The organism is Polaribacter sp. Hel1_85 (assembly GCF_000766795.1).
Taxonomy (GTDB): Bacteria; Bacteroidota; Bacteroidia; order Flavobacteriales; family Flavobacteriaceae; genus Polaribacter.
Genome location: NZ_JPDS01000001.1, coordinates 130,980 through 151,674 on the forward strand (window position 1 = coordinate 130,980; position 20,695 = coordinate 151,674).

Consider the following 20,695-nt stretch of genomic DNA (forward strand, 5'->3'; position numbering starts at 1 on the left):
CGTTTCCTGTCAAACTGTTTACTGTTACTGAAAACTGTTAACTCTTTTACATTCCACCAAGCCTTAAAATATTTTCATAAAAAGCATCAGAATTTGGGTCAGAAGGATCCATTTTTCCGTAGCCAATTTTATACTGTTTTAAGGCTTTTTTAATTTGTTTTCCACTTTCGTAATACCTACCAATATAATAATCACCTAAAGGAGAAGAAGGAAATAGTTTTAGAATCATTTTGCCAAATTCACGTAATTGATCTCCATTTTCTTTTTCGATAATTATGCTTTCAACTGCATAAATATCACGTTCTCTTATTCCTAAATTACTTCCAAAAAGAAATTCGATTTCTAAATATTTATTTTCTAAATATGCAATTGCATCAATAGGAGATAAGTCTTTTATATTTTTTTCATATTCTTCTTTTGATATTGCAGAGTAGATTTCGAAAATTTTATTGATAGCTCTAGGAATCGCTTCACTTATTGCAGAAACACTATTTGAAGTAACAATTGTATCATTTATAATATTAAAATTCTTTAATTTAAGTGATGATAAACCTGTTTGTAATTCGCCTATTTTAGTCTGTTTTTTTGGTGAAAATGAAGTGGAATTATTGGTGTATAAATAAAATGTATTGTCTTCTTTTAAAAATTTCGTTAAATTATAAGATTGAAATTGTTGTCCTACAAAATCTGAAAACGTAGGATTAATGCAGATATACGAATTGATAAAAGGTACATTTTCTTTTAAATAATGACTAATTAAATTTGCAGATGTTCCTTCTCCTATTAAGGATATAAAAGGTGAAGTTCTATAATTACTTTCCATATAAAAGATAACTTCATCTCTTACAAATTGATAAAAAGCAGTATTGCTTGCAGTTAGATTACCATTATTAGGATTAAAATAGGTGTCTTTTTTTCTAGTCTTTTTCATAGAAATACCCACAACAATTTGTTTAGGAGCTTTGTCTTTTGCAGCAAATAAAACAGAATTACCAACATATGCATCAAATAAATATTCTGCATCAAAAACAACTGCTAAAGGATAGTTTTTTTTGTTGTCTTCTTCATATCCTTCAGGTAAATAAATTTTTAGATTTCTAGTAGACTCTAAAATGTCAGAAACTAAGTTTTTTTCAATTAGTTTTTGAGAAAATCCACTAAAGAAAAAAAGTATACATATTAGTGAGAACGATTTCTTTATCATAAATTTGAATCTTTTATTTTTGTAAACAATTATTTTGTTCTTCTACAAGAACGTCCAAAATACAAAATTATGATACAACCCGAGTGGAAAACCGTTAAAGAATACGAAGACATTACCTATAAAAAATGTAATGGAGTGGCAAGAATTGCTTTTAACAGACCCAATGTTAGAAATGCTTTTAGACCCAAAACAACATCAGAATTGTATGATGCTTTTTATGATGCAGGCGAAGATGTAAACATTGGTGTAGTTTTGCTTTCTGCAGAAGGACCAAGTACAAAAGACGGAGTTTACTCTTTCTGTTCTGGTGGAGATCAAAAAGCCAGAGGACATCAAGGTTATGTTGGTGAAGATGGTTATCACAGATTAAATATATTAGAAGTTCAGCGTTTAATTAGATTTATGCCAAAAGCAGTTATTTGCGTGGTTCCTGGTTGGGCAGTTGGTGGTGGACATAGTTTACACGTTGTTTGCGATTTAACTTTGGCTTCTAAAGAACATGCTATTTTTAAACAAACAGATGCAGATGTAACTTCTTTTGATGGTGGTTATGGTTCTGCATATTTGGCAAAAATGGTGGGTCAGAAAAAAGCAAGAGAAATTTTCTTTTTAGGAAGAAATTATTCTGCTCAAGAAGCGTATGAAATGGGAATGGTAAATGCTGTTATTGCTCATGATGAGTTAGAAGATACTGCTTATGAATGGGCGCAAGAAATTTTAGCTAAAAGTCCTACTTCTATTAAAATGTTGAAATTTGCAATGAATTTAACAGATGATGGAATGGTTGGACAACAAGTTTTTGCAGGTGAAGCAACAAGATTAGCTTATATGACAGATGAAGCAAAAGAAGGAAGAGATGCTTTTCTTGAAAAGAGAAAACCTAATTTTCCTAAAAAATGGATACCATAAATCAGTATGCAGTTTACAGTAAGCAGTTGTCAGGTTGATCGCAGTCGAAACCGAATATTTAAATTATTTAATCTTTCAATTTTTGAATAAAAAATATGAAATCACAAGTAGTAACTTTTTTAATAAAATGTCCAGATCAAAAAGGGTTGGTAGCAAAAATCACCAGTTTTTTTTATGATAAAGGATTCAATATTTTAAGTTGTCAGCAATACGTAAATTCTATTGAAGATAAATATTTTATGCGAGTTCGTTTAAATGCAGATGGCACAAATATTTCTAAAGAAGAATTAGAAAAAAGTTTTTTAGAATTAGCAGCACCTTTACAATTTGATTGGTCTGTTAATTATGGTGATAAAAAACAAAATGTAGCCATTATGGTTTCTCATACAAGTCATAATTTATACGATTTGTTAGAACGTTTTAAAGAAGGACGTTTAAATTGTAATGTAAAAATGATTATTAGTAATCATAATAAATTAAGACATATTGCAGAAATGTTTGAGGTTCCTTTTTATCATTTACCAGTTACAAAAGAAACAAAAAAAGAACAAGAATCTCAGGTAAAACAATTGTTAGATGTAAATGAGGTTGATTTGGTAATTATGGCAAGATATATGCAAATTTTATCTTCAGATTTTATCAATCATTTTCCAGAAAGAATTATCAATATTCATCATTCTTTTTTGCCTGCTTTTCAAGGCGCAAATCCTTATAAGAAAGCTTATGAAAGAGGAGTGAAATTAATAGGAGCAACAGCACATTATGCCACAGAAGATTTAGATGAAGGACCAATTATTGAGCAAGATGTTAAACCTGTAACTCATGAAAGTACTCCAACTACTTTAAAAAGAATTGGTGCAGATATAGAAAAGTTAGTTTTAGCTAGAGCAGTAAAATGCCATTTAAATAATCAAATTATTGTTTCTGGTAACAGAGCAATTGTTTTTCCAGAAGCAGGAGAATAAAAAAAAGTATGCAGTAATTCAGTTGCAGTTGGCAGTTTAGAGTTATGACATTCTTTAATTATAATTTTAAACCATTTAATTTTCAATCAATAAAGATGAAAATAATTTGTATTGGGCGCAATTACGCAAAGCATATTGAAGAGTTAGCAAATGAAAGACCAGAAAATCCTGTTGTTTTTCTAAAGCCAGATTCAGCTATTTTACCAAGAAAAAATCCATTTTTTATACCACCATTTTCTGAGGATGTTCATTATGAAGTAGAAGTTTTGGTAAAAATGAATAAAGTTGGTAAACATATAGACGCAAAATTTGCTCATAAATATTATGACGAAATTGGTTTAGGAATCGATTTTACAGCAAGAGATGTTCAGGCAAAATGTAAAGAAAAAGGTTTACCTTGGGAAAAAGCAAAAGCGTTTGATGGAAGTGCAGTTGTTGGTGAGTTTTATGCTAAAGAAGAATTTGATTTAGAAAACTTACAATTTCAATTATATAAAAATGATGAAATCGTTCAAGATGGAAACACAAATGCTATGTTGTGGAAAACCGATGAATTGATTGCTTATGTTTCTCAGTATTTTACCTTAAAAAAAGGTGATATTATTTTTACAGGAACACCAGCAGGAGTTGGTAGAGTTGTTGAAAATGATAGGTTAAAAGGAATTGTTGCAGGTAAAGAAGCTTTTAATATTAGAGTTAAATAAGTTTAGTTGTAAAGTTTATAAAGTTAGAAAGTAAAAAGTTTTAAGACTCAACTTTAAAAACTTTAAACTTTAAAAGAAAAAATAATGCAAGCAGAAATAATTACTATTGGAGATGAAATTCTCATCGGGCAAATTGTAGATACCAATTCACAATTTATAGGCCAACAATTAAATAAAATAGGCGTTTCTGTATATCAAATAACTTCTATTCAAGATGAAAAGCAACATATTTTAAATGCTTTAAAAGAAGCCCAAGAAAGAGTAGATATTGTTATCATAACAGGAGGATTAGGTCCTACAAAAGATGATATCACCAAAAAAACGATTGCAGAATATTTTAATGATGATAAGTTCATTGAATATCCAGAAGTAATAGCACATATAAAAGGTTTATTTAAAAAAATAAATCATCCGTTTAAAGAAGTGCAAAGAACTCAAGCGCAATTGCCATCAAAAGCAACGTATTTACAAAATAATTTTGGTACAGCACCAGGAATGTGGTTTTATGAAAATGAGACTGTCTTTGTGTCACTTCCAGGAGTGCCTTATGAAATGAAAGGTTTAATAACTAATCAAGTTTTACCAAGAATTCAGAAGCAATTTCATTTGCCCTTTATTATCCATACAACAATTATGACTTATGGAGTTGGAGAAAGTATGATTGCAGAAAGAATTGAAGATTTCGAAAACAATTTACCATCGCATATAAAGTTAGCTTATTTGCCATCATTTGGTAAAGTTCGTTTGCGTTTATCCGCCAAAGGCGAAAACAAAGAAGTTTTAGAAAAAGAACTAAATGAAAAAGTAGCAGAAGTTTATCAGTTAATTCCAGAAATTATTACTGGTTTAGATGATGATAGTTCGTTAGAAAAAAGAGTAGGAGCGTTGCTAAAGAAAAATAATAAAACAATTTCTACGGCAGAAAGTTTAACGGGAGGTAAAATTGCAGCAACATTAGTTTCTGTGGCAGGTTCTTCTGCATATTATAAAGGTAGTTTTGTAACCTATTCTGCTGAGACAAAAATAAATTTGTTAGGTGTATTACCAGAAACTATTCATAAATATACAGTTGTAAGTAAAGAAGTAGCTATAGAAATGGCTAGAGGAGTTAAGGAGAAACTACAAACAAATTATGCAATTGCAGTAACAGGAAACGCTGGCCCAACAACAGATGATACAGATAAAAGTTTAGGTGTTGTTTACATTGCATTTATAGCTGATAATAAAGAGATTGTACAAGAATTTAATTTTGGACAACCAAGAGAAAAGGTAATCAATAGAACAGTGAGTAAAGCACTAGAGATTCTGCAAAAAGAAATTCTATAAAAATTTGTGAATTTGTTTTGTTCATAATTAGAATTAATTGTAGATTTGCACCTCGTTTAGAGATAACACTATAAATACTGTCGAAAAGATGTCTAGAGTTTGTGAATTAACAGGAAAAAAAGCAATGGTTGGGAACAATGTTTCTCACGCTTTAAATAGAACTAAGAGAAAGTTTGACGCTAATCTAATGACCAAGCGTTTTTATATCCCAGAAGAAGATAAATGGATTACTTTAAAAGTATCTGCATCAGCTTTAAAAAATATTAACAGAAATGGTATTTCTGCAGTTATAAAAGAAGCGAGAGCTAACGGATTTTTAACTAAATAAGCTCAAGCGATTTAAAATTTTATACAGATGGCAAAAAAAGGAAACAGAGTTCAGGTAATTTTAGAATGTACAGAGCATAAAGCTTCAGGAGAAAGAGGTACATCTAGATACATTACAACAAAGAACAAAAAGAACACTCCAGATAGAATGGAAATTAAAAAATTCAATCCTATCTTGAAGAAAATGACTGTTCATAAAGAAATTAAATAATTATTAAACTATCTAGAACTCAGAATAGAGCATATAGATTAAAAAACATAGACAATGGCAAAGAAAACAGTAGCATCTTTACAAACATCTTCGAAAAGATTAAGTAAAGCTATAAAAATGGTAAAATCTCCAAAAACAGGAGCTTACATGTTTGTAGAATCTATTATGGATCCTTCTAAAGTAAACGACTTTTTAGCTAAAAAGTAAGTTTTACTGAATAAAATATAAAAAACTACTTTCTAATTTAGAAAGTAGTTTTTTTTGCGTTCTATAATTCCGTATTTTTGGGCGTTACCTAAAAGGTCGCGCTTTACGCTATATCTTTTTATGCTAATTTTATTTCAGCAGCTTTAAATATTTATAAGTAATTTACCTGTTTAGTAGAAATACTGAATCTAGTTAAATATAAAAAGGATGTCGCTTCTATCGCTAACGCAGGCAACTTTAATGACAATTTGACCAACACAAATAAACGGCACGTTTTTTAATGTACTGTTGTATAGCTTAAAAAATAAAAATGAGTTTTTTTAAAAAAATATTTTCAAAAGAAAAAAAAGAAACCTTAGACAAAGGTTTAGAAAAATCTAAAGAAAGTTTCTTTGGTAAATTAACCAAAGCAGTTGCAGGTAAATCTAAAGTAGATGATGATGTTTTAGATAATTTAGAAGAAATTTTAGTAGCTTCTGATGTTGGTGTAGATACAACACTAAAAATTATTGATAGAATAGAAGCTAGAGTTGCCAAAGATAAATATGTTGGTACAGATGAGTTAAATAGAATTCTTAGAGAAGAAATTGCAGGTTTATTATCTGAAACTAATGTTGGTAATGAAACCGAATTTACAATTCCTAAAGACAAAAAACCTTATGTAATAATGGTTGTTGGTGTAAATGGAGTTGGTAAAACAACAACGATTGGTAAGTTAGCTTCTCAATTTAAAAAACAAGGATTAAAAGTTGTTTTAGGTGCAGCAGATACATTTAGAGCTGCAGCAATAGATCAATTACAAGTTTGGGCAGATAGAACAGATGTGCCAATTGTAAGGCAAGAAATGGGCTCAGATCCTGCTTCTGTAGCTTTTGATACGTTAAAATCTGCAGTTACACAAGATGCAGATGTTGTAATTATAGATACAGCAGGTAGATTACATAATAAAGTTAATTTAATGAATGAGTTGACAAAAATTAAACGTGTAATGCAAAAAGTGGTAGATAACTCACCTCATGATGTTTTATTGGTTTTAGATGGTTCTACAGGGCAAAATGCTTTTGAACAAGCAAAACAATTTACAAAAGCAACAGAAGTTACCTCTTTGGCAGTTACTAAATTAGATGGTACAGCTAAAGGTGGTGTTGTCATTGGTATTTCAGATCAGTTTAAAATACCCGTAAAATATATTGGAGTAGGAGAAGGAATAGACGATTTACAAGTCTTTAACAAACATGAGTTTGTAGATTCTTTTTTTAAATAACACTCTAAATATAATCTCTTTTTTAAATAGTTATGAGAAAAATAATTACACTTTTTGTTTTCTTCATTAGTTTTTTAATGAATTCTCAAATATCTAGTTTGGCTGAATTAGCATCTGGAGATATTCAATTGTTTAACCCAATTTATGAAATAGATAAAAATATTTATGGCTATTTTATGGTGGTAAAACTAGATAACGTTAGTGAAGCTGAACAAAAATTTGAATATATTTTTTTAGATAAAAACCTAAACAAAGTAGCTAATGGAGAGTTTATAGATGCAAATTATAAAAAGTATGCATTCCAATTTATCACACCTGAAAAAATAGGGAATAAGATTATTCTAAGCAAAATATATTACAAATCACAACAACAGTTTTTTGGTAATAATTCTGATTATAAGTTTGTAGCTAATAGAACTTTAGATTTGTCTACCAACAAAATGTCTAAACCTTTTTACTTTGAAAATGATTCGGTTATAGAAGGAGAAAGAGTTGCTAAAAAACTTGATAAAAGAATCAAAAAAAATATTTTTATACAATATCCACTTGCTATTGATGATGGATATTTACTTTTTAAACAATCTAAATTACTTAAAAATTCTTTTCAAACTAAAAAAATAGCCACTTTAGAAGCTTATAATATAGATAATTCTAAAAAATGGCAATACAATTATAATCCAAAAGAAGAAATTGTAAATACAAGAATTGAGTTTCTTAACGAGGAAACAATTGTATTATGGGCAAAGAATTTTAGAACTAAATCTCAAGTTTTACATTTAATTAATCCAAAAACAGGAGAAGCTGATTTTAAGTATGAAATAGAAAATAAAAAATCTGATTACAATCATTTTTATAAGGTTAGAAAACTTAAAAACAGAACTGTAATTGTTGGTATGACTAGTAAATATAGGTCATCAGGTTTTGATTTTAAAAAAGCAACAGGTTTCTTTAAAATTGAATTAGATAATAAAGGAAATGAAACATTTAAAAAATATTTTAAATGGGAAGAAGCTGGCAGCCTGTTAAGTATTAAAAAGAATGGAAAGTTAAAGGAAGATGGTTATCGTTTATTAGCTAAACAATTCTTTATTTTTGAAGATGGAAGTACCGCTTTTTTAACTGAAAAATTTAAAGATACTCAGTATTATGTTGTCGTTGCTTTGGCTCCTAAAACAACAGATTTTTTAATGTTAAATTTCAACAAAGAGTTTACGCTTAATAATGTAGAAAAGATAGAAAAAGACAAATCTTATTATTCAAGTTCTGATTATTTGTATTCTCAAAGAATAAAAGAGGGTAATGGCGTTGTTTTCTTTTATAGAGATTATAAAAAAGACGAAGCAACCAAAAAGAAGAACTGGGTTTTAGGAATCGTTACTGTAATTGATGGTAAAATGAATCATGAACAAATTCCGATGTCTTCTGAAGAACATTTTATTACTCCTTACATTGCAAAAGAAGGTTATATTTTATTAAGAGAATTAAATAAGGATAGTGACCATGATGAAATTAGATTAGAGAAATTAAACTACTAATTTTCAGTATAATAATCGCCAATATTTTTAATTTCTTCTAAATTTAAATTCCATATAAAACTCAAGAATTGCTGATATTCTTTAGTTTGTTTTTTAGGATTAATTCTTTCTATATATCTGTTTAATTGATATTTTTTCTTAGCCTTATAAAGACTTAAAAAGTTTTTGCCCAACCATTTCTTTAAATAACTATTTGTAGAGTCTTTAGATAGTTTGTGTAATATAAGCCTTATACTATAACCATATTCTTCTAAATCATAGAAGTTAACAATATCTCCTTCTTTAGCTATTTTCTGTAATCTAGAAAATGTCTTTCCTTTTGAACTTTTAGAAAGTGAATCATTTATAGATAATTCTGGAAAGTCTTTCTTTAACTTTAAGATTCTTTCTGTAAATTCTGGATGAGATTTTACAGAATCTTTATTAATTTTTTCGGTGTATTTAGAATAATCATAATCAGAAAATTTTTCCATTTTTAGCCAAGAATCTTTAAAAGGTTGTTTTGGAATATCAAAAAATCGTCTATAAACCGTAGAATCTAAATTTATAGTTGGCAATTTTTCATAATCTGCTAATAACTGTAAAGCACTTATATAGTTTGGTTTATAAAGTGTTGTGTTTTTATATAAAAGATAACCAACAGAATCTGCTTGCATTTCTTTTTTTCTGTGGGTTTTACTATCAGAATATAGTAAGTTTTTTAAAATTGAAAAGGACTTATCGTAGGTGTTGTATTTCTCTTTTTTAATTCTTCTTGCTTGATCTTTTCTTAATTTAGAAGTTCTTAATTTGGCTATTCTAATCATGTTATCGCTAACATGATTTAGGTTTTCATGTGCTATTTCATGTGATAAAACAGAAACTAATTGATCTTCGTTTTCAAAATACTTAAACAATCCTATATTCAGAAAAATAATACCATCTCCAATATTTAAAGCATTTATACTAGGGTTTTTAGAAATATAAATAGAAAGGTTTTTGTCTTTTAGTTTCGGGTTCGAATTAATAATTACTTTAGACAAGCTATCGGTATATTTTGTAAAAAGTGTGTCGAAAATAATTTTCTCTTTATTCACATTTTTCAAAAACTCTTTATGCTTGCTTTTATATAAATTAGTAATTTCTATTCTTAATTTTCCTTTGTATTCTTTTTTTAAACTTTTATAAAAAAGGCTATGTGTTTTTTTTAAATTTTTAGTGAGCTTTTTTCTAATTTCGAAATCACTTGTATCAATTAGCCTTAAGGTTTGAGCGCTAAAATTTATAGAAAATAGTAAGACAAATATTGCTGTAATTTTTTTAATCATTCTAAAGATTATTTTTAAAGAACGAAGATACTTTATTTTTAAAAAAGGTTATAGTGTTTTCTATTTATGATGTTTTCTTAGTTCAATTTGGAAAATATTAATGAACCAGGAAAACAATTTACAAGTGTTTAAAAAAAAAAAACTTGTAGATTCATTTTTAATGTAAAAACTTACTTTATTCAATTACTGCATTTATTTTTTCCCACAAATCGTTATCAAAATTAGACAACGCAAAATTAGAGTCTTCAGCAGATTCCCCCATTCTAATAATTACCAGTTTTTTACTTGGTACAACATATATTTTTTGGTCATTTTTACCCAAAGCAGCATACATATCTGCAGGTGCATTTGGTATTAATTCTCCATTAAATTGAACTTGAGTTTGTGGTAAATGATAATTCGGTTTTCCGTTTAACCACCATAAATACCCATAAGAATTATTAATGTTTTGAGAAGTATTTGTAGCTTCCATTAAAAAAGATTCAGAAACAATTTGTGTGTTTTCCCATTTTCCGTTTGCAAAAATTAGCAATCCAAAACGTGCCATACTTCTTGTATTACTCCAATAAACACTTAAACTCCCTAAATCTGTCCAAGTTCCATTCATGCCAATTTTATCACTTAATTTGGTGTTAAAATAGTTCTGCCAAGTTATATTGCTTGCATTTGCAACAACATCTTGCATTTTTACATACACGTTATGATATGCCCAACGTGTTCCTGCATTTGCAACGTATTTTAAATTATCAGCAAAAACAGCATCACCTAAAGTATCATCTAAACCAGAAGTCATAGACAATAAATTTTTACAAGTAATTTGGTTTTCTTGTTCCAAAGTAGTGCTTGTCCAACCTATTCCTAAAAAATCAGACACTTTATCATTTATATTTAATAGGTTTTCATCTTGTGCGATTCCAAAAATGGTAGCAGTTAATGTTTTGCCTGCACTTGCCCAATACCAATTATTAGTTGATGTGTGATTGTTAAAGTATTCTTCTAGTACAATTTTTCCGTTGTAAAGCACCATAAAACTTTTGGTGTTTTTTTCGGATAAATAGGTTTTTAATTCTTCAATCTTGTTAAGATTCCAGTTTAAGTCTTCAGGAAGTATAGTTTCCCAAGTATCTGTTGTTAAAGAAGGAAAGTAGGTTTCTGCTGTTTGTTCTTCTTCAACCTCTTTTTTTGAGCAAAAAGAAAAGGTGAACAAAAATAAAAGTAAAAACGAATAGGTTTTGGTTGCATTCATTTATAAGATATTATGTAGGATAAGACTTCTCTTTTTGCAAAAGGTTTAAAACGTTATATTTGGATACTAAATTGAATATAATGAAAAAATTACTTTTATTAGGAGGTTCACTTTTCTTTTTGTTGGCTTGTAGTGAGGAAAAAGCAACCGTTTTTTTTAAAAAATATGATGAAACTTCAGCATTAGAAATGCAGCAAGATCATGAAAAGGATAGAATGAAGTTTAAATTAATTCAGTCTAAGTATTTAGATATGAATACAATTTTTAAGCCTTTTCAAGATGATTTAGCTTCTTTTTCTGATGAAGATTATCAATCTTTAAAGCCAATAATTTTAGAGTCAGATATTCCTTCACTTCAAAAAAATATTAAAAAGGGAAAGCTTTCGTATGAGAAACTAACACTCTTTTATTTATATAGAATTAGGAAATTTGAAAGTGATAGCACTAGATCTTTAAATGCTATTATCACATTGAATCCGAACGTTGTTAAAGAAGCAAGAGAAAAAGATGAAAATTTAAAAGAGTTTTCGTCTGATTATTCTGTTTACGGAATGCCAATTTTGTTAAAAGATAATATTAACACTAAAGAAATGCCTACTACTGCAGGAGCAATTGCTTTAGCAGAAAATAAGAATACTGAGGATGCTTTTATAGTAAAAAAACTAAAAGAAAATGGCGCCTTAATTTTAGGAAAAGTTAATTTAAGTGAATGGGCATATTTTTTCTGTTCTGGTTGTCCTTTAGGATATTCTGCAATTGGTGGACAAACCTTAAACCCTTATGGAAGGAAAATATTTGAAACAGGAGGAAGTTCTGCAGGAAGTGGAGTTGCAGTTGCTACTAATTATGCTGTAGCTGCTGTTGGTACAGAAACATAGGGTTCTATAACATCACCTTCAAGTCAGAATTCTGTTGTGGGTTTAAAACCAACAATTGGTGTTTTAAGCAGAACAGGTATTGTACCTATTTCAAGTACTTTAGATACTCCAGGACCAATGACAAAAAATGTGATTGATAATTTAATTCTTTTAAACTCTATTTTAGGATATGACAAAGAAGATTCAAAATCTATTTTGGATATTTCTAAGATTGAAGTTGAGTTTAAGAATTCATTCAAAGGAAAAAAAATTGGAGTTTTAAAATCTTTGTTAACAGACTCTATTTATGCTTTTACAATTGAGAAAATAAAAACAGACGGAGCAGAAATAGTAGAAATTACACCGCCAGAAATTTCTTTTGACGGTTTTTTAACCTTACTAAATATTGACATGAAACATGATTTGCCTAAGTATTTATCAGAAAATGCAGATACATCTATCTCTATAAAAAGTGTAAAAGATGTTGTTGGTTTTAATAAAAAAGATTCACTTTTAAGAGCACCTTATGGACAACAATTGTTTGAAGGAATTGTAAAAGATTCAACAACATTAGAACAACTAGAAATTGTAAAAGCTAATTTAAAATCAGAAGGAGAAAAATATTTACAAGCTTTAAAGAATGAAGAACTAGACGCAATTTTGTCTATTAATAATTATCATTCTGGTATTGCAGCTGTGTCAAAACATCCAACATTAACAGTTCCTATGGGATATAAAAAATTTGGAGAACCTATTAGTTTAACATTTATTGGAGTTCCTTTTTCTGAAAGAAAACTATTAGAAATTGGTTATGCCTTTGAACAATTAACTAAAGCAAGAAAAATGCCTAAAAACTATCAATAGAAATAATTTTTATTCATTTTAAAAAAACTATTTTTGCATCCGCTTTAAACAAAATATCATGCGTACAAAAACCATCAAAAAAAATAAGATTAACGTTGTTACTTTAGGTTGTTCTAAAAACATTTACGATAGTGAAGTGTTAATGGGGCAATTAAAAGCTAATGGTAAAGAAGTGGTTCATGAAGATGAAAATGATGATGGAAATATTGTAGTAATAAATACTTGTGGATTTATAGGAAAAGCAAAAGAAGAATCTATTGATACTATTTTACATTATGCGAAAAGAAAAGAGGCAGGTGAAATTGATAAAGTTTTTGTTTCTGGATGTTTAAGCGAGCGTTATAAGCCAGATTTAGAAAATGAAATTACAAATGTAGATCAGTATTTTGGTACACATGATTTACCAAATCTTTTACAAGCTTTAGAAGCAGATTATAAGCACGAATTAATAGGTGAACGTTTAACAACGACACCCAAACATTATGCATATTTAAAAATTGCAGAAGGTTGTGATAGACCTTGCTCTTTTTGTGCAATTCCTTTAATGAGAGGAAAACACGTTTCAACTCCTATTGAAGATATTATTACAGAAGCAACAAAATTAGCAGAAAAAGGAATTAAAGAAGTAATGCTAATTGCACAAGATTTAACCTATTATGGGTTAGATATTTATAAAAAACGTGCATTAGCAGATTTGCTAGAAGCATTGGCTAAAGTAGAAGGAATTGAATGGATAAGAATGCATTATGCTTTTCCTACAGGTTTTCCGGTGGATGTTTTAGAAGTGATGAAACGCGAGCCAAAAGTATGTAATTATTTAGACATTCCTTTACAACACATAAATACAGAGTTGTTAAAATCTATGAAACGTGGTACAACGCATGAGAAAACTACTGCGTTAATTCATAAATTTAGAGAAGCTGTTCCAGAAATGGCAATTAGAACAACACTAATTGTTGGTTATCCAGGAGAAACAGAAGAAATGTTTCAAGAATTAAAAGATTGGGTAGAAGAAATGCGTTTTGAGCGTTTAGGTGCTTTTGAGTATTCTCATGAAGAAAATACTGGTGCTTATGTGTTAGAAGATGATGTACCTGCAGAAGTGAAGTTTCAAAGAGTAAATGAAATTATGGAAGTTCAATCTCAGATTTCATGGGAATTGAATCAACAGAAAGTAGGAAAAACATTTAAATGTTTGTTTGATAGAAAAGACGGTGAGTTTTTCTACGGAAGAACAGAATCTGATTCACCAGATGTAGATAATGATGTGATAGTTGATGCTAAAGAACATTATATTAAAATAGGTGAGTTTATTGATATTGAGATTCATGAAGCTGGAGATTACGACTTATACGGAACGCCAGTTGTGAAACAAGAAAAACCAATACCTTTAAATCAGAAAAGATAAAAGCATAAAAAAAACCGCTCAACGAGCGGTTTTTTTATAAATTATCATAGAAAAGTCAATTTCATCGAAAGTAAAAATTTTTGAATAAACCTCTCGACTGCGCTCGAGGAGACATTTTTCTAATTTATTATCTTACTAGTTTTTTATAAAATGTCAGTTCGAGCGCAGTCGAGAACTACTTAAAATATCTTTTTTGATTGGATTTTTGTATTATATAAGTTTTATTTATTTCAACTTATCAGAATTTAAAAAGAAAACAGCATTGGCAACAAAGAGTTTTCCGTTTTCCCAAAAAGATCTAAATAATGGATTGTCTACCATATAAATAATACTTCCTCTTCCTACTTTCTCTTCACCAAATAATAAAGACTCAGGAACATTTTTAACAGCCTTACTACCCGCATAACCAGAAATGTTTTTAGTAGCTTTATCAAAATAAGCAACATTGTTCCCGTCTTTTAAATACTCGTAAGTAGTTCCGCTTAATTTTAAAGAAAAATAGGTTTTTTCATAACCAAAAGCTAAAGGGTGTGTAGTATCTACAGTACTTTTAAAAACACTTCCTGTAATTAAGTTTTCTACGCTTTTACGCTCTCTATCAGCATAAGGAACTAAGTTTGCTTTAATAGTATCCTTCATTGCTTTTTTCTTTTTTAGAGAAAATCCATCTTTACCTGCAAAACTATTTAAAGCACTTCCAATAGCAATTATGGTTCCTCCAGAACGCGTCCATTTTTTAAGTTTATCTAATGTTTCTTTAGTTAAAACTTTACTGTAATAACCGTTTGGTAAAATAATAACATCATAATTTGAGAAATCTACAGAAGAAAAATCATCAGAATTTATGTTTGTAATTGGGTATTGTAATTGTGTTTCAAAGAAATGCCAGATTTCACCAAAACTTAAAGAAGAAGTAGCTTTACCAGATAAAACTGCTATTTTTTGTTGGTTAATTGGTTTTACAGAATAAGAACCAAAATCTACTCCAGAACTTACAAATCCTGTTGAAACAGTAGCAAGTTCTCTGTAATGTTTATTAGCAATTTCTATTAATTTGGTATCAAAAGACTCATTTTTATTGTCATTTCTTAAAATAATTAAAGTTCCTCTTTCATAAGATTTTCCTCCAATAGAAAAAGGTTTCTCAGAAAAACGAGGAGTAATATTTGCTTTTAGTAATGCTCCTAAAAAAGTAGCATCTTTTAAACTATTCCATTTAGAAATATAAGCATAAGCAGATTTGTCAATAGAATTATTGGTAGTATTTAAATGATTGTTTTTGTAAGAAATCACTTTAGATTTAGAAGCAATTGCTTTAAAACCATGAGCATAAGGTAAAGACCATGCAGTAATATCATATGTTAAAGAATCTACTAATTTTGTTTTTGGCTCAAAAAGTGCTTTTACCATTTTACCTTTTGGTTGATTTGTATGAATTACCAAATCATTAGCAGAAACACTCATTTTTCCATCTTTTTGAGTGTTATAGACATACCCTTTTACAGTGCCACTTTTTGTGTTTTCGTATTTAATTTCATGAGTATCTAATAGTACTTTTAAACGATTTGTCTTATCATTGTTTTCATTTTTTAACACATAACTTTTATATTTTAATTCTGAATTATCAAAGAATTTTTTGAACTCAGTATTTAATAGATTAGCATTTTTAGAAGAAATTTCTATAGTAGATAAACCTGTTGTCATATGATGAATAGCTCTATCTTTTAACGTTAAAACTTCTCCTTCATCCGTTTTAATGCCCAATCCTGCCATTCCATGACCAGCTTGTTCATACGTCATACCAATTGCGCCCATATAAGTTGGATATGTATCTCCATAACTTGGGTATAATAAATCGAAACTTTCTTTTGTAAAATACAACCAACCTTCTTTATCAAAATATTTAGCATGATTTTTACCAATTTGAGTTTGAAAATCACGCTGCCAATCGGTAATTATTTCATGAAAAGGTTCTGCTGCTGGTGCAAAATAATAGGGATTATTAATATATTGTTCATGGAAATCTACGTGAATATGAGGCATCCATTTGTTATACATTTTAATTCTTTGAGCAGATTCTACTTGAGTTGCCCAAGCCCAATCTCTATTTAAATCGAATAAATAATGATTGGGTCTTCCAGAAGGCCATGGTTCTGCATGTTCTTTTGCTTCTTGATTAATATTGTAAGGTGTGCTTTTTACTTGATTATACCAATTTACATATCGGTCTCTTCCATCAGGGTTTATACAAGGATCTATAATTACAATGGTATTTTCTAACCAAGTTTTTTTCTTGGTAACCAATTCAAACAAAGTTAACATTGCTGCTTCTGTACTTGAAGCTTCATTACCATGAACATTATAACTTAACCAAACAATTGCTTTATTATTATTTGAATCTCCAGAGTTAATTCCGGCTTGAGAAAGGTTGCTTTGTCTAATGTTTTCTAAATTATTTATATTTTCTTGTGAAGAAATATAACTTAAATACAAAGGTCTATGTTCATTCGTTTCTCCATACTTTTCCAGTTGTACATTAGATAAAGTTGAGCTTACATATTTAAAATATTCTACAACTTTATGATGTCTTGTAAAACGAGCACCAATTTCATACCCTAGAAACTCAGAAGGAGATTGTAAAGTTTGAGAAAACATACTTCCAAATGTTAAGAAAGCAGTGATAAGAAGGATTCTAATTTTCATAAAAAATGTGTTTGGATACCAAAAGTAAGCATATATTTTTTTGTTTTTCAATAGAATGGTTCTATTTGATGTTAAAAGTTTGTTAGATTGATTTTAGCTTTACGACTAAGGAAAAATTATTCGTATTTTTATCAAAAATTAATCAAACTAAATGAATTCTATATCAGATTCTGATTGTTGCAAAAGCAGTGTTATTATTATTTAATATGAAAGTAACACACATTCCATTTCATAAAACCGGTTTTTTCTCTAAAACAATGATTGATTATTTAGAGAAAAATGAAGAGATACAACCTTTTTATAATAATTTTCCTGATATAACTGGTTTTCATAATCAGATAGAGGAGAAGCAAAAATCTTTTCGTTTACAATCTCGATTGGTTTTGGTAGATGCTTTGAAAAATCAATATAAAGACTTTACTATTTCTGAAAAAACTTCAGAAAATATTGAGATCTTAAAGCAGCATAATACGTTTACAATTACTACTGGACATCAATTAAATTTGTTTACAGGACCTTTGTATTTCTTATATAAAATTCTTTCAACCATTAATTTATGTGAAGAATTATCAGGAAAATTTCCTGAGCAAAATTTTGTTCCAATTTATTGGATGGCAACAGAAGATCATGATTTTGAAGAAATTAATTATTTTAATTTCGATGGTAAAAAAGTTTTATGGAATAGAGAAGATGGTGGAGCAGTTGGACGATTTTCTACAAAAGGATTAGAAGATGTTTTTGAAGTTTTTTCTAATCATTTAGGAAACTCTAAAAATGCAGAATTCATTAAGAAATTATTTTCTGAAGGATATTTAAAGCATAACAATTTAGCGGATGCAACGCGTTACATTGCAAATGAATTGTTTAGTGAGTTTGGTTTGGTAATTGTTGATGGTGATGATGCTAATTTAAAACAGTTATTCACCCCGGTTGTAAAAGACGAATTAGAAAATCAAACTTCTTTTAATGAAGTTTTAAAAACGATTACAGAATTAGAAAAAAATTATAAAATTCAAGTAAACCCAAGAGAGATAAATTTATTTTATTTGGGCGATGATTTTAGAGAACGTATTATTTTTGAAGACGGAACTTATAAAGTAAACAATACAGAAATTACTTTTACAAAAGCTGAAATTTTAAAAGAGGTTGATGAAAACCCGAAAGCTTTTTCGCCAAATGTAATTATGAGACCTTTGTATCAAGAAGTAATTTTACCAAATCTATGTTATTTAGGTGGAGGAGGAGAAATGGCATATTGGTTAGAGCTAAAAGATTATTTTAAAGTGGTAGAAATCCCATTTCCAATATTATTATTACGTAATTCTGTACAAGTTGTATCAGAAAAACAAGTACATAAACTTCATAAATTGAATATTTCTCTTGAAGAACTATTTTTAAATCAATATGATTTATTGTCTAAAAAAGTAACTGAAAACTCTGATATTCAAGTTAATTTTGATGTTAAGATTCAGTTTTTACAAAAACAGTTTTTAGAATTGAAAGAAGTTGCAAAACAAACGGATGTTTCTTTTGTAAATGCAGTAAATGCACAAGAAAGAAAACAAATAAAAGGTTTAGAAAATTTGCAAAAACGTTTGTTAAAAGCAGAGAAAAAAAGACAAAAAGATTTAGTTGATAGAATTACTCAACTACAAAATGAAATTTTACCAAATCAAAGTTTAGAAGAACGTCAACGTAATTTTTCTGAATATTATTTAGAGTATGGTTCTTCATTTATAAAAGCGTTAAAAGGAGCTTTAAAACCTTTACAATTAGAATTTACAGTGTTAGAATTATAGTATTTTAATTTATTAATGATATCTCCTCGAGCGCAGTCGAGAGGTGTTTATTAATTCTCAACTGCGATCAATTTGATAAAAAAAGAATGAAAGACAAAGGTTTACACCCCAAAAACAAATTTAATAAAGGTTATAATTTCGACGAACTTATGACCAATAATCCAGCATTAAAAGAGTTTGTTGCTAAAAATAAATTTGATACACTTTCAATTGACTTTTCAAACCCTGTTGCAGTAAAAGAATTAAACAAAGGCTTATTATTTTCTTTTGATAAAATTTCTAATTGGAATTTTCCTGATGAAAATTTATGTCCACCAATTCCTGGTCGTTTAGATTATATTCATCATTTAGCAGATTTACTTTCTGGTGAAGAAGATATTAAGATTTTAGATATTGGTACTGGTGCAACTTGTATTTATCCACTTTTGGGTGTTGCAGCATATAATTGGAATTTTGTTGCTACAGATATTGATTTAGATTCTTTAGATGTTGCTCAAGATATTATCGACGATAATAATTTAGATGCTCATATAGAATTGCGTCAACAGTTTAATGAACAACAGATTTTAAAAGAAATTTTAAAAGATGATGATTCTTTTTCTGCGACTATGTGTAATCCTCCTTTTTATAAATCTGCAGAAGAAGCACAAGGTGCAAATAGAAGAAAAACAAGAAACTTAGGAAACAATGCTGTTCGTAATTTCTCAGGAAATAACAATGAGTTGTGGTATGTAGGAGGAGAAAAGGCTTTTCTACATAACTATTTATATGAAAGTTCTTTATTTAAAGAAAAGAGTAAATGGTTTACAAGTTTGGTTTCTAAAAAAGATAATATTGATAGTTTAGAAAAATCTTCTAAGAAATTAGGTGCTACAGAATTTAAAATAATTCCGATGCATCAAGGAAATAAGGTAACAAGAATTGCTTGTTGGAGGTTTTTAGAAAAAAAAGCCCATCTTAATCTTCCCAAAGGGAAGAAATACTCTTGTGTGATTCTCTTTATGATAATGCCTTTACGTGAAATTTCTCTGTGATTCTCTATATAACAATCAATTAAAAACAACATCTTCAATTTTATACTTTTTACAAACGTAATGTAAAATAGTATAGACTAACATATGCACAAAAACTAAACAGATAAAAGCATATAAAGGAACTCCTAATAGTTGATAAGGCCAATAATACGTCCAAACTCCTAAATAAATTGTAATTACTTCTCCAAAAGCAGGTAGAATTAATGCCAATAATATTGCTAAAATTATTTTGTTTTTTTGAGTTTGCTCTTTTAATAAAGGAATTAAATTACGTTCCAATTTATATAAATAATGGAAAGCTAGCATCCATGCAAAAGGCAACCAAAGTGGTAATTCTCTAGTAACTTCATGGTATTCCCAATAGCCATTTGTAACTCCCCAAGTTTCGCCAACAATTCCTCCAAAACCTGTTAATAGCATACCAACTATAAGCAACCAATTTTTATTTGTTTTTGGCTGAATGATTTCTTTGTAAATATTATGTACAATTTTAAGAATTAAAATGCCTGCAATTATAGTATCATATTCTTTTAAAACTCCAATAAGGATTCCTGCAATAATTAGCTTAACAAGGGCTTTAATTGTTTCTGTAAAAAACTTTTTTTTATTGGTAATCAAATTTCTAGGATTGTTTTTTGAATTTTTGATATTTCTTCTCATAAATAGTAAAAGAAACATAATAGGTAAGCAAAAAATAAACACTAAAAATAGTAAGAAATTTGAAACCGAAATTTAGAGTTAAAAAACCTTGAATACTTTCTATTGCTTGAAAAACAATACTAAAAGGAATTGCAAAATAAAGACTTTGTAGAATAGCATATTTAA

General features: G+C 28.6%; 17 protein-coding genes and 1 pseudogene. 13 read left to right on the forward strand and 5 right to left on the reverse strand.

Annotation, left to right across the window (positions count from 1 at the left end; genetic code table 11):
* Window positions 1-46: 46 nt before the first annotated feature.
* Window positions 47-1,204 (reverse strand): alpha/beta hydrolase-fold protein, encoded by a 1,158-nt coding sequence (locus tag PHEL85_RS00650; protein ID WP_036819755.1) that lies wholly within the window; start codon window positions 1,202-1,204, stop codon window positions 47-49.
* 69 nt (window positions 1,205-1,273) lie between these two features.
* Between PHEL85_RS00650 and PHEL85_RS00655 the strand changes: the two genes are divergently transcribed.
* The 9 genes from PHEL85_RS00655 to PHEL85_RS00690 all read left to right on the forward strand — a co-directional run bounded on the left by PHEL85_RS00655 (window position 1,274) and on the right by PHEL85_RS00690 (window position 8,652).
* On the forward strand, window positions 1,274-2,113 hold the full coding sequence (locus tag PHEL85_RS00655) for a 1,4-dihydroxy-2-naphthoyl-CoA synthase (protein ID WP_036819760.1): 840 nt from the start codon (window positions 1,274-1,276) through the stop codon (window positions 2,111-2,113).
* Between the two features lie 95 nt (window positions 2,114-2,208).
* On the forward strand, window positions 2,209-3,078 hold the full coding sequence (gene purU / locus PHEL85_RS00660) for a formyltetrahydrofolate deformylase (RefSeq protein ID WP_036819763.1): 870 nt from the start codon (window positions 2,209-2,211) through the stop codon (window positions 3,076-3,078).
* A gap of 95 nt (window positions 3,079-3,173) precedes the next feature.
* Complete coding sequence (locus tag PHEL85_RS00665; RefSeq protein WP_036819766.1) at window positions 3,174-3,782, forward strand: fumarylacetoacetate hydrolase family protein; 609 nt, start codon at window positions 3,174-3,176, stop codon at window positions 3,780-3,782.
* An 84-nt stretch (window positions 3,783-3,866) separates the two neighbouring features.
* Window positions 3,867-5,108, forward strand: coding sequence for a competence/damage-inducible protein A (locus PHEL85_RS00670; RefSeq protein WP_036819768.1), 1,242 nt, complete (start codon window positions 3,867-3,869; stop codon window positions 5,106-5,108).
* A gap of 88 nt (window positions 5,109-5,196) precedes the next feature.
* Window positions 5,197-5,436, forward strand: a complete 240-nt coding sequence (gene rpmB, locus PHEL85_RS00675) for a 50S ribosomal protein L28 (RefSeq protein ID WP_036819770.1) — start codon at window positions 5,197-5,199, stop codon at window positions 5,434-5,436.
* 27 nt (window positions 5,437-5,463) lie between these two features.
* The gene (rpmG, locus tag PHEL85_RS00680; protein ID WP_026775116.1) at window positions 5,464-5,646 is read left to right on the forward strand and encodes a 50S ribosomal protein L33; all 183 of its coding nucleotides are present in this window, start codon (window positions 5,464-5,466) and stop codon (window positions 5,644-5,646) included.
* 54 nt (window positions 5,647-5,700) lie between these two features.
* Window positions 5,701-5,853 carry a DUF4295 domain-containing protein gene (locus PHEL85_RS17545; protein WP_081965049.1) on the forward strand — a complete coding sequence of 51 codons (153 nt, stop codon included), beginning with the start codon at window positions 5,701-5,703 and terminating at the stop codon, window positions 5,851-5,853.
* 310 nt (window positions 5,854-6,163) lie between these two features.
* Window positions 6,164-7,117 (forward strand): signal recognition particle-docking protein FtsY, encoded by a 954-nt coding sequence (ftsY, locus tag PHEL85_RS00685; protein ID WP_036819775.1) that lies wholly within the window; start codon window positions 6,164-6,166, stop codon window positions 7,115-7,117.
* A gap of 77 nt (window positions 7,118-7,194) precedes the next feature.
* On the forward strand, window positions 7,195-8,652 hold the full coding sequence (locus tag PHEL85_RS00690; protein WP_036819778.1) for a hypothetical protein: 1,458 nt from the start codon (window positions 7,195-7,197) through the stop codon (window positions 8,650-8,652).
* On the opposite strand, the gene PHEL85_RS00695 is transcribed toward PHEL85_RS00690, so the two are convergent.
* Both PHEL85_RS00695 and PHEL85_RS00700 read right to left on the reverse strand, forming a co-directional pair.
* Window positions 8,649-9,959 (reverse strand): M48 family metalloprotease, encoded by a 1,311-nt coding sequence (locus tag PHEL85_RS00695; RefSeq protein WP_036819781.1) that lies wholly within the window; start codon window positions 9,957-9,959, stop codon window positions 8,649-8,651. The genes PHEL85_RS00690 and PHEL85_RS00695 overlap by 4 nt on opposite strands.
* Before the next feature lie 175 nt (window positions 9,960-10,134).
* Complete coding sequence (locus tag PHEL85_RS00700) at window positions 10,135-11,205, reverse strand: serine hydrolase domain-containing protein (protein WP_036819784.1); 1,071 nt, start codon at window positions 11,203-11,205, stop codon at window positions 10,135-10,137.
* Window positions 11,206-11,285: 80 nt separating this feature from the next.
* On the opposite strand from PHEL85_RS00700, the pseudogene PHEL85_RS00705 reads away from it, so the two are divergent.
* Window positions 11,286-12,926 (forward strand): annotated as a pseudogene (locus PHEL85_RS00705) (amidase family protein).
* A gap of 58 nt (window positions 12,927-12,984) precedes the next feature.
* Window positions 12,985-14,334 carry a 30S ribosomal protein S12 methylthiotransferase RimO gene (gene rimO, locus PHEL85_RS00710; protein WP_036819787.1) on the forward strand — a complete coding sequence of 450 codons (1,350 nt, stop codon included), beginning with the start codon at window positions 12,985-12,987 and terminating at the stop codon, window positions 14,332-14,334.
* A gap of 225 nt (window positions 14,335-14,559) precedes the next feature.
* Here the strand turns inward: rimO and PHEL85_RS00715 are convergent, their stop codons facing one another.
* On the reverse strand, window positions 14,560-17,037 hold the full coding sequence (locus PHEL85_RS00715) for a M14 family metallopeptidase (RefSeq protein ID WP_036822887.1): 2,478 nt from the start codon (window positions 17,035-17,037) through the stop codon (window positions 14,560-14,562).
* Window positions 17,038-17,243: 206 nt separating this feature from the next.
* On the opposite strand from PHEL85_RS00715, the gene bshC reads away from it, so the two are divergent.
* Together bshC and rlmF are read left to right on the forward strand one after the other, a co-directional pair.
* Window positions 17,244-18,836 carry a bacillithiol biosynthesis cysteine-adding enzyme BshC gene (bshC, locus tag PHEL85_RS00720; RefSeq protein WP_036819789.1) on the forward strand — a complete coding sequence of 531 codons (1,593 nt, stop codon included), beginning with the start codon at window positions 17,244-17,246 and terminating at the stop codon, window positions 18,834-18,836.
* An 86-nt stretch (window positions 18,837-18,922) separates the two neighbouring features.
* A complete protein-coding gene (gene rlmF / locus PHEL85_RS00725) occupies window positions 18,923-19,870 on the forward strand; it encodes a 23S rRNA (adenine(1618)-N(6))-methyltransferase RlmF (protein WP_081965050.1) in 948 nt (315 codons plus the stop codon).
* Between the two features lie 15 nt (window positions 19,871-19,885).
* Here the strand turns inward: rlmF and PHEL85_RS00730 are convergent, their stop codons facing one another.
* Window positions 19,886-20,488 carry a hypothetical protein gene (locus tag PHEL85_RS00730; RefSeq protein ID WP_036822894.1) on the reverse strand — a complete coding sequence of 201 codons (603 nt, stop codon included), beginning with the start codon at window positions 20,486-20,488 and terminating at the stop codon, window positions 19,886-19,888.
* Window positions 20,489-20,695: the final 207 nt, after the last annotated feature.

Excerpts from the sequence above, each read along its gene's own strand:
- PHEL85_RS00650 (WP_036819755.1), bottom strand. The coding sequence starts at position 1,204 with ATGATAAAGAAATCGTTCTCACTAATATGTATACTTTTTTTCTTTAGT.
- PHEL85_RS00655 (WP_036819760.1), top strand. The coding sequence starts at position 1,274 with ATGATACAACCCGAGTGGAAAACCGTTAAAGAATACGAAGACATTACC.
- purU (WP_036819763.1), top strand. The coding sequence starts at position 2,209 with ATGAAATCACAAGTAGTAACTTTTTTAATAAAATGTCCAGATCAAAAA.
- PHEL85_RS00665 (WP_036819766.1), top strand. The coding sequence starts at position 3,174 with ATGAAAATAATTTGTATTGGGCGCAATTACGCAAAGCATATTGAAGAG.
- PHEL85_RS00670 (WP_036819768.1), top strand. The coding sequence starts at position 3,867 with ATGCAAGCAGAAATAATTACTATTGGAGATGAAATTCTCATCGGGCAA.
- rpmB (WP_036819770.1), top strand. The coding sequence starts at position 5,197 with ATGTCTAGAGTTTGTGAATTAACAGGAAAAAAAGCAATGGTTGGGAAC.
- rpmG (WP_026775116.1), top strand. The coding sequence starts at position 5,464 with ATGGCAAAAAAAGGAAACAGAGTTCAGGTAATTTTAGAATGTACAGAG.
- PHEL85_RS17545 (WP_081965049.1), top strand. The coding sequence starts at position 5,701 with ATGGCAAAGAAAACAGTAGCATCTTTACAAACATCTTCGAAAAGATTA.
- ftsY (WP_036819775.1), top strand. The coding sequence starts at position 6,164 with ATGAGTTTTTTTAAAAAAATATTTTCAAAAGAAAAAAAAGAAACCTTA.
- PHEL85_RS00690 (WP_036819778.1), top strand. The coding sequence starts at position 7,195 with ATGAATTCTCAAATATCTAGTTTGGCTGAATTAGCATCTGGAGATATT.
- PHEL85_RS00695 (WP_036819781.1), bottom strand. The coding sequence starts at position 9,959 with ATGATTAAAAAAATTACAGCAATATTTGTCTTACTATTTTCTATAAAT.
- PHEL85_RS00700 (WP_036819784.1), bottom strand. The coding sequence starts at position 11,205 with ATGAATGCAACCAAAACCTATTCGTTTTTACTTTTATTTTTGTTCACC.
- rimO (WP_036819787.1), top strand. The coding sequence starts at position 12,985 with ATGCGTACAAAAACCATCAAAAAAAATAAGATTAACGTTGTTACTTTA.
- PHEL85_RS00715 (WP_036822887.1), bottom strand. The coding sequence starts at position 17,037 with ATGAAAATTAGAATCCTTCTTATCACTGCTTTCTTAACATTTGGAAGT.
- bshC (WP_036819789.1), top strand. The coding sequence starts at position 17,244 with ATGAAAGTAACACACATTCCATTTCATAAAACCGGTTTTTTCTCTAAA.
- rlmF (WP_081965050.1), top strand. The coding sequence starts at position 18,923 with ATGAAAGACAAAGGTTTACACCCCAAAAACAAATTTAATAAAGGTTAT.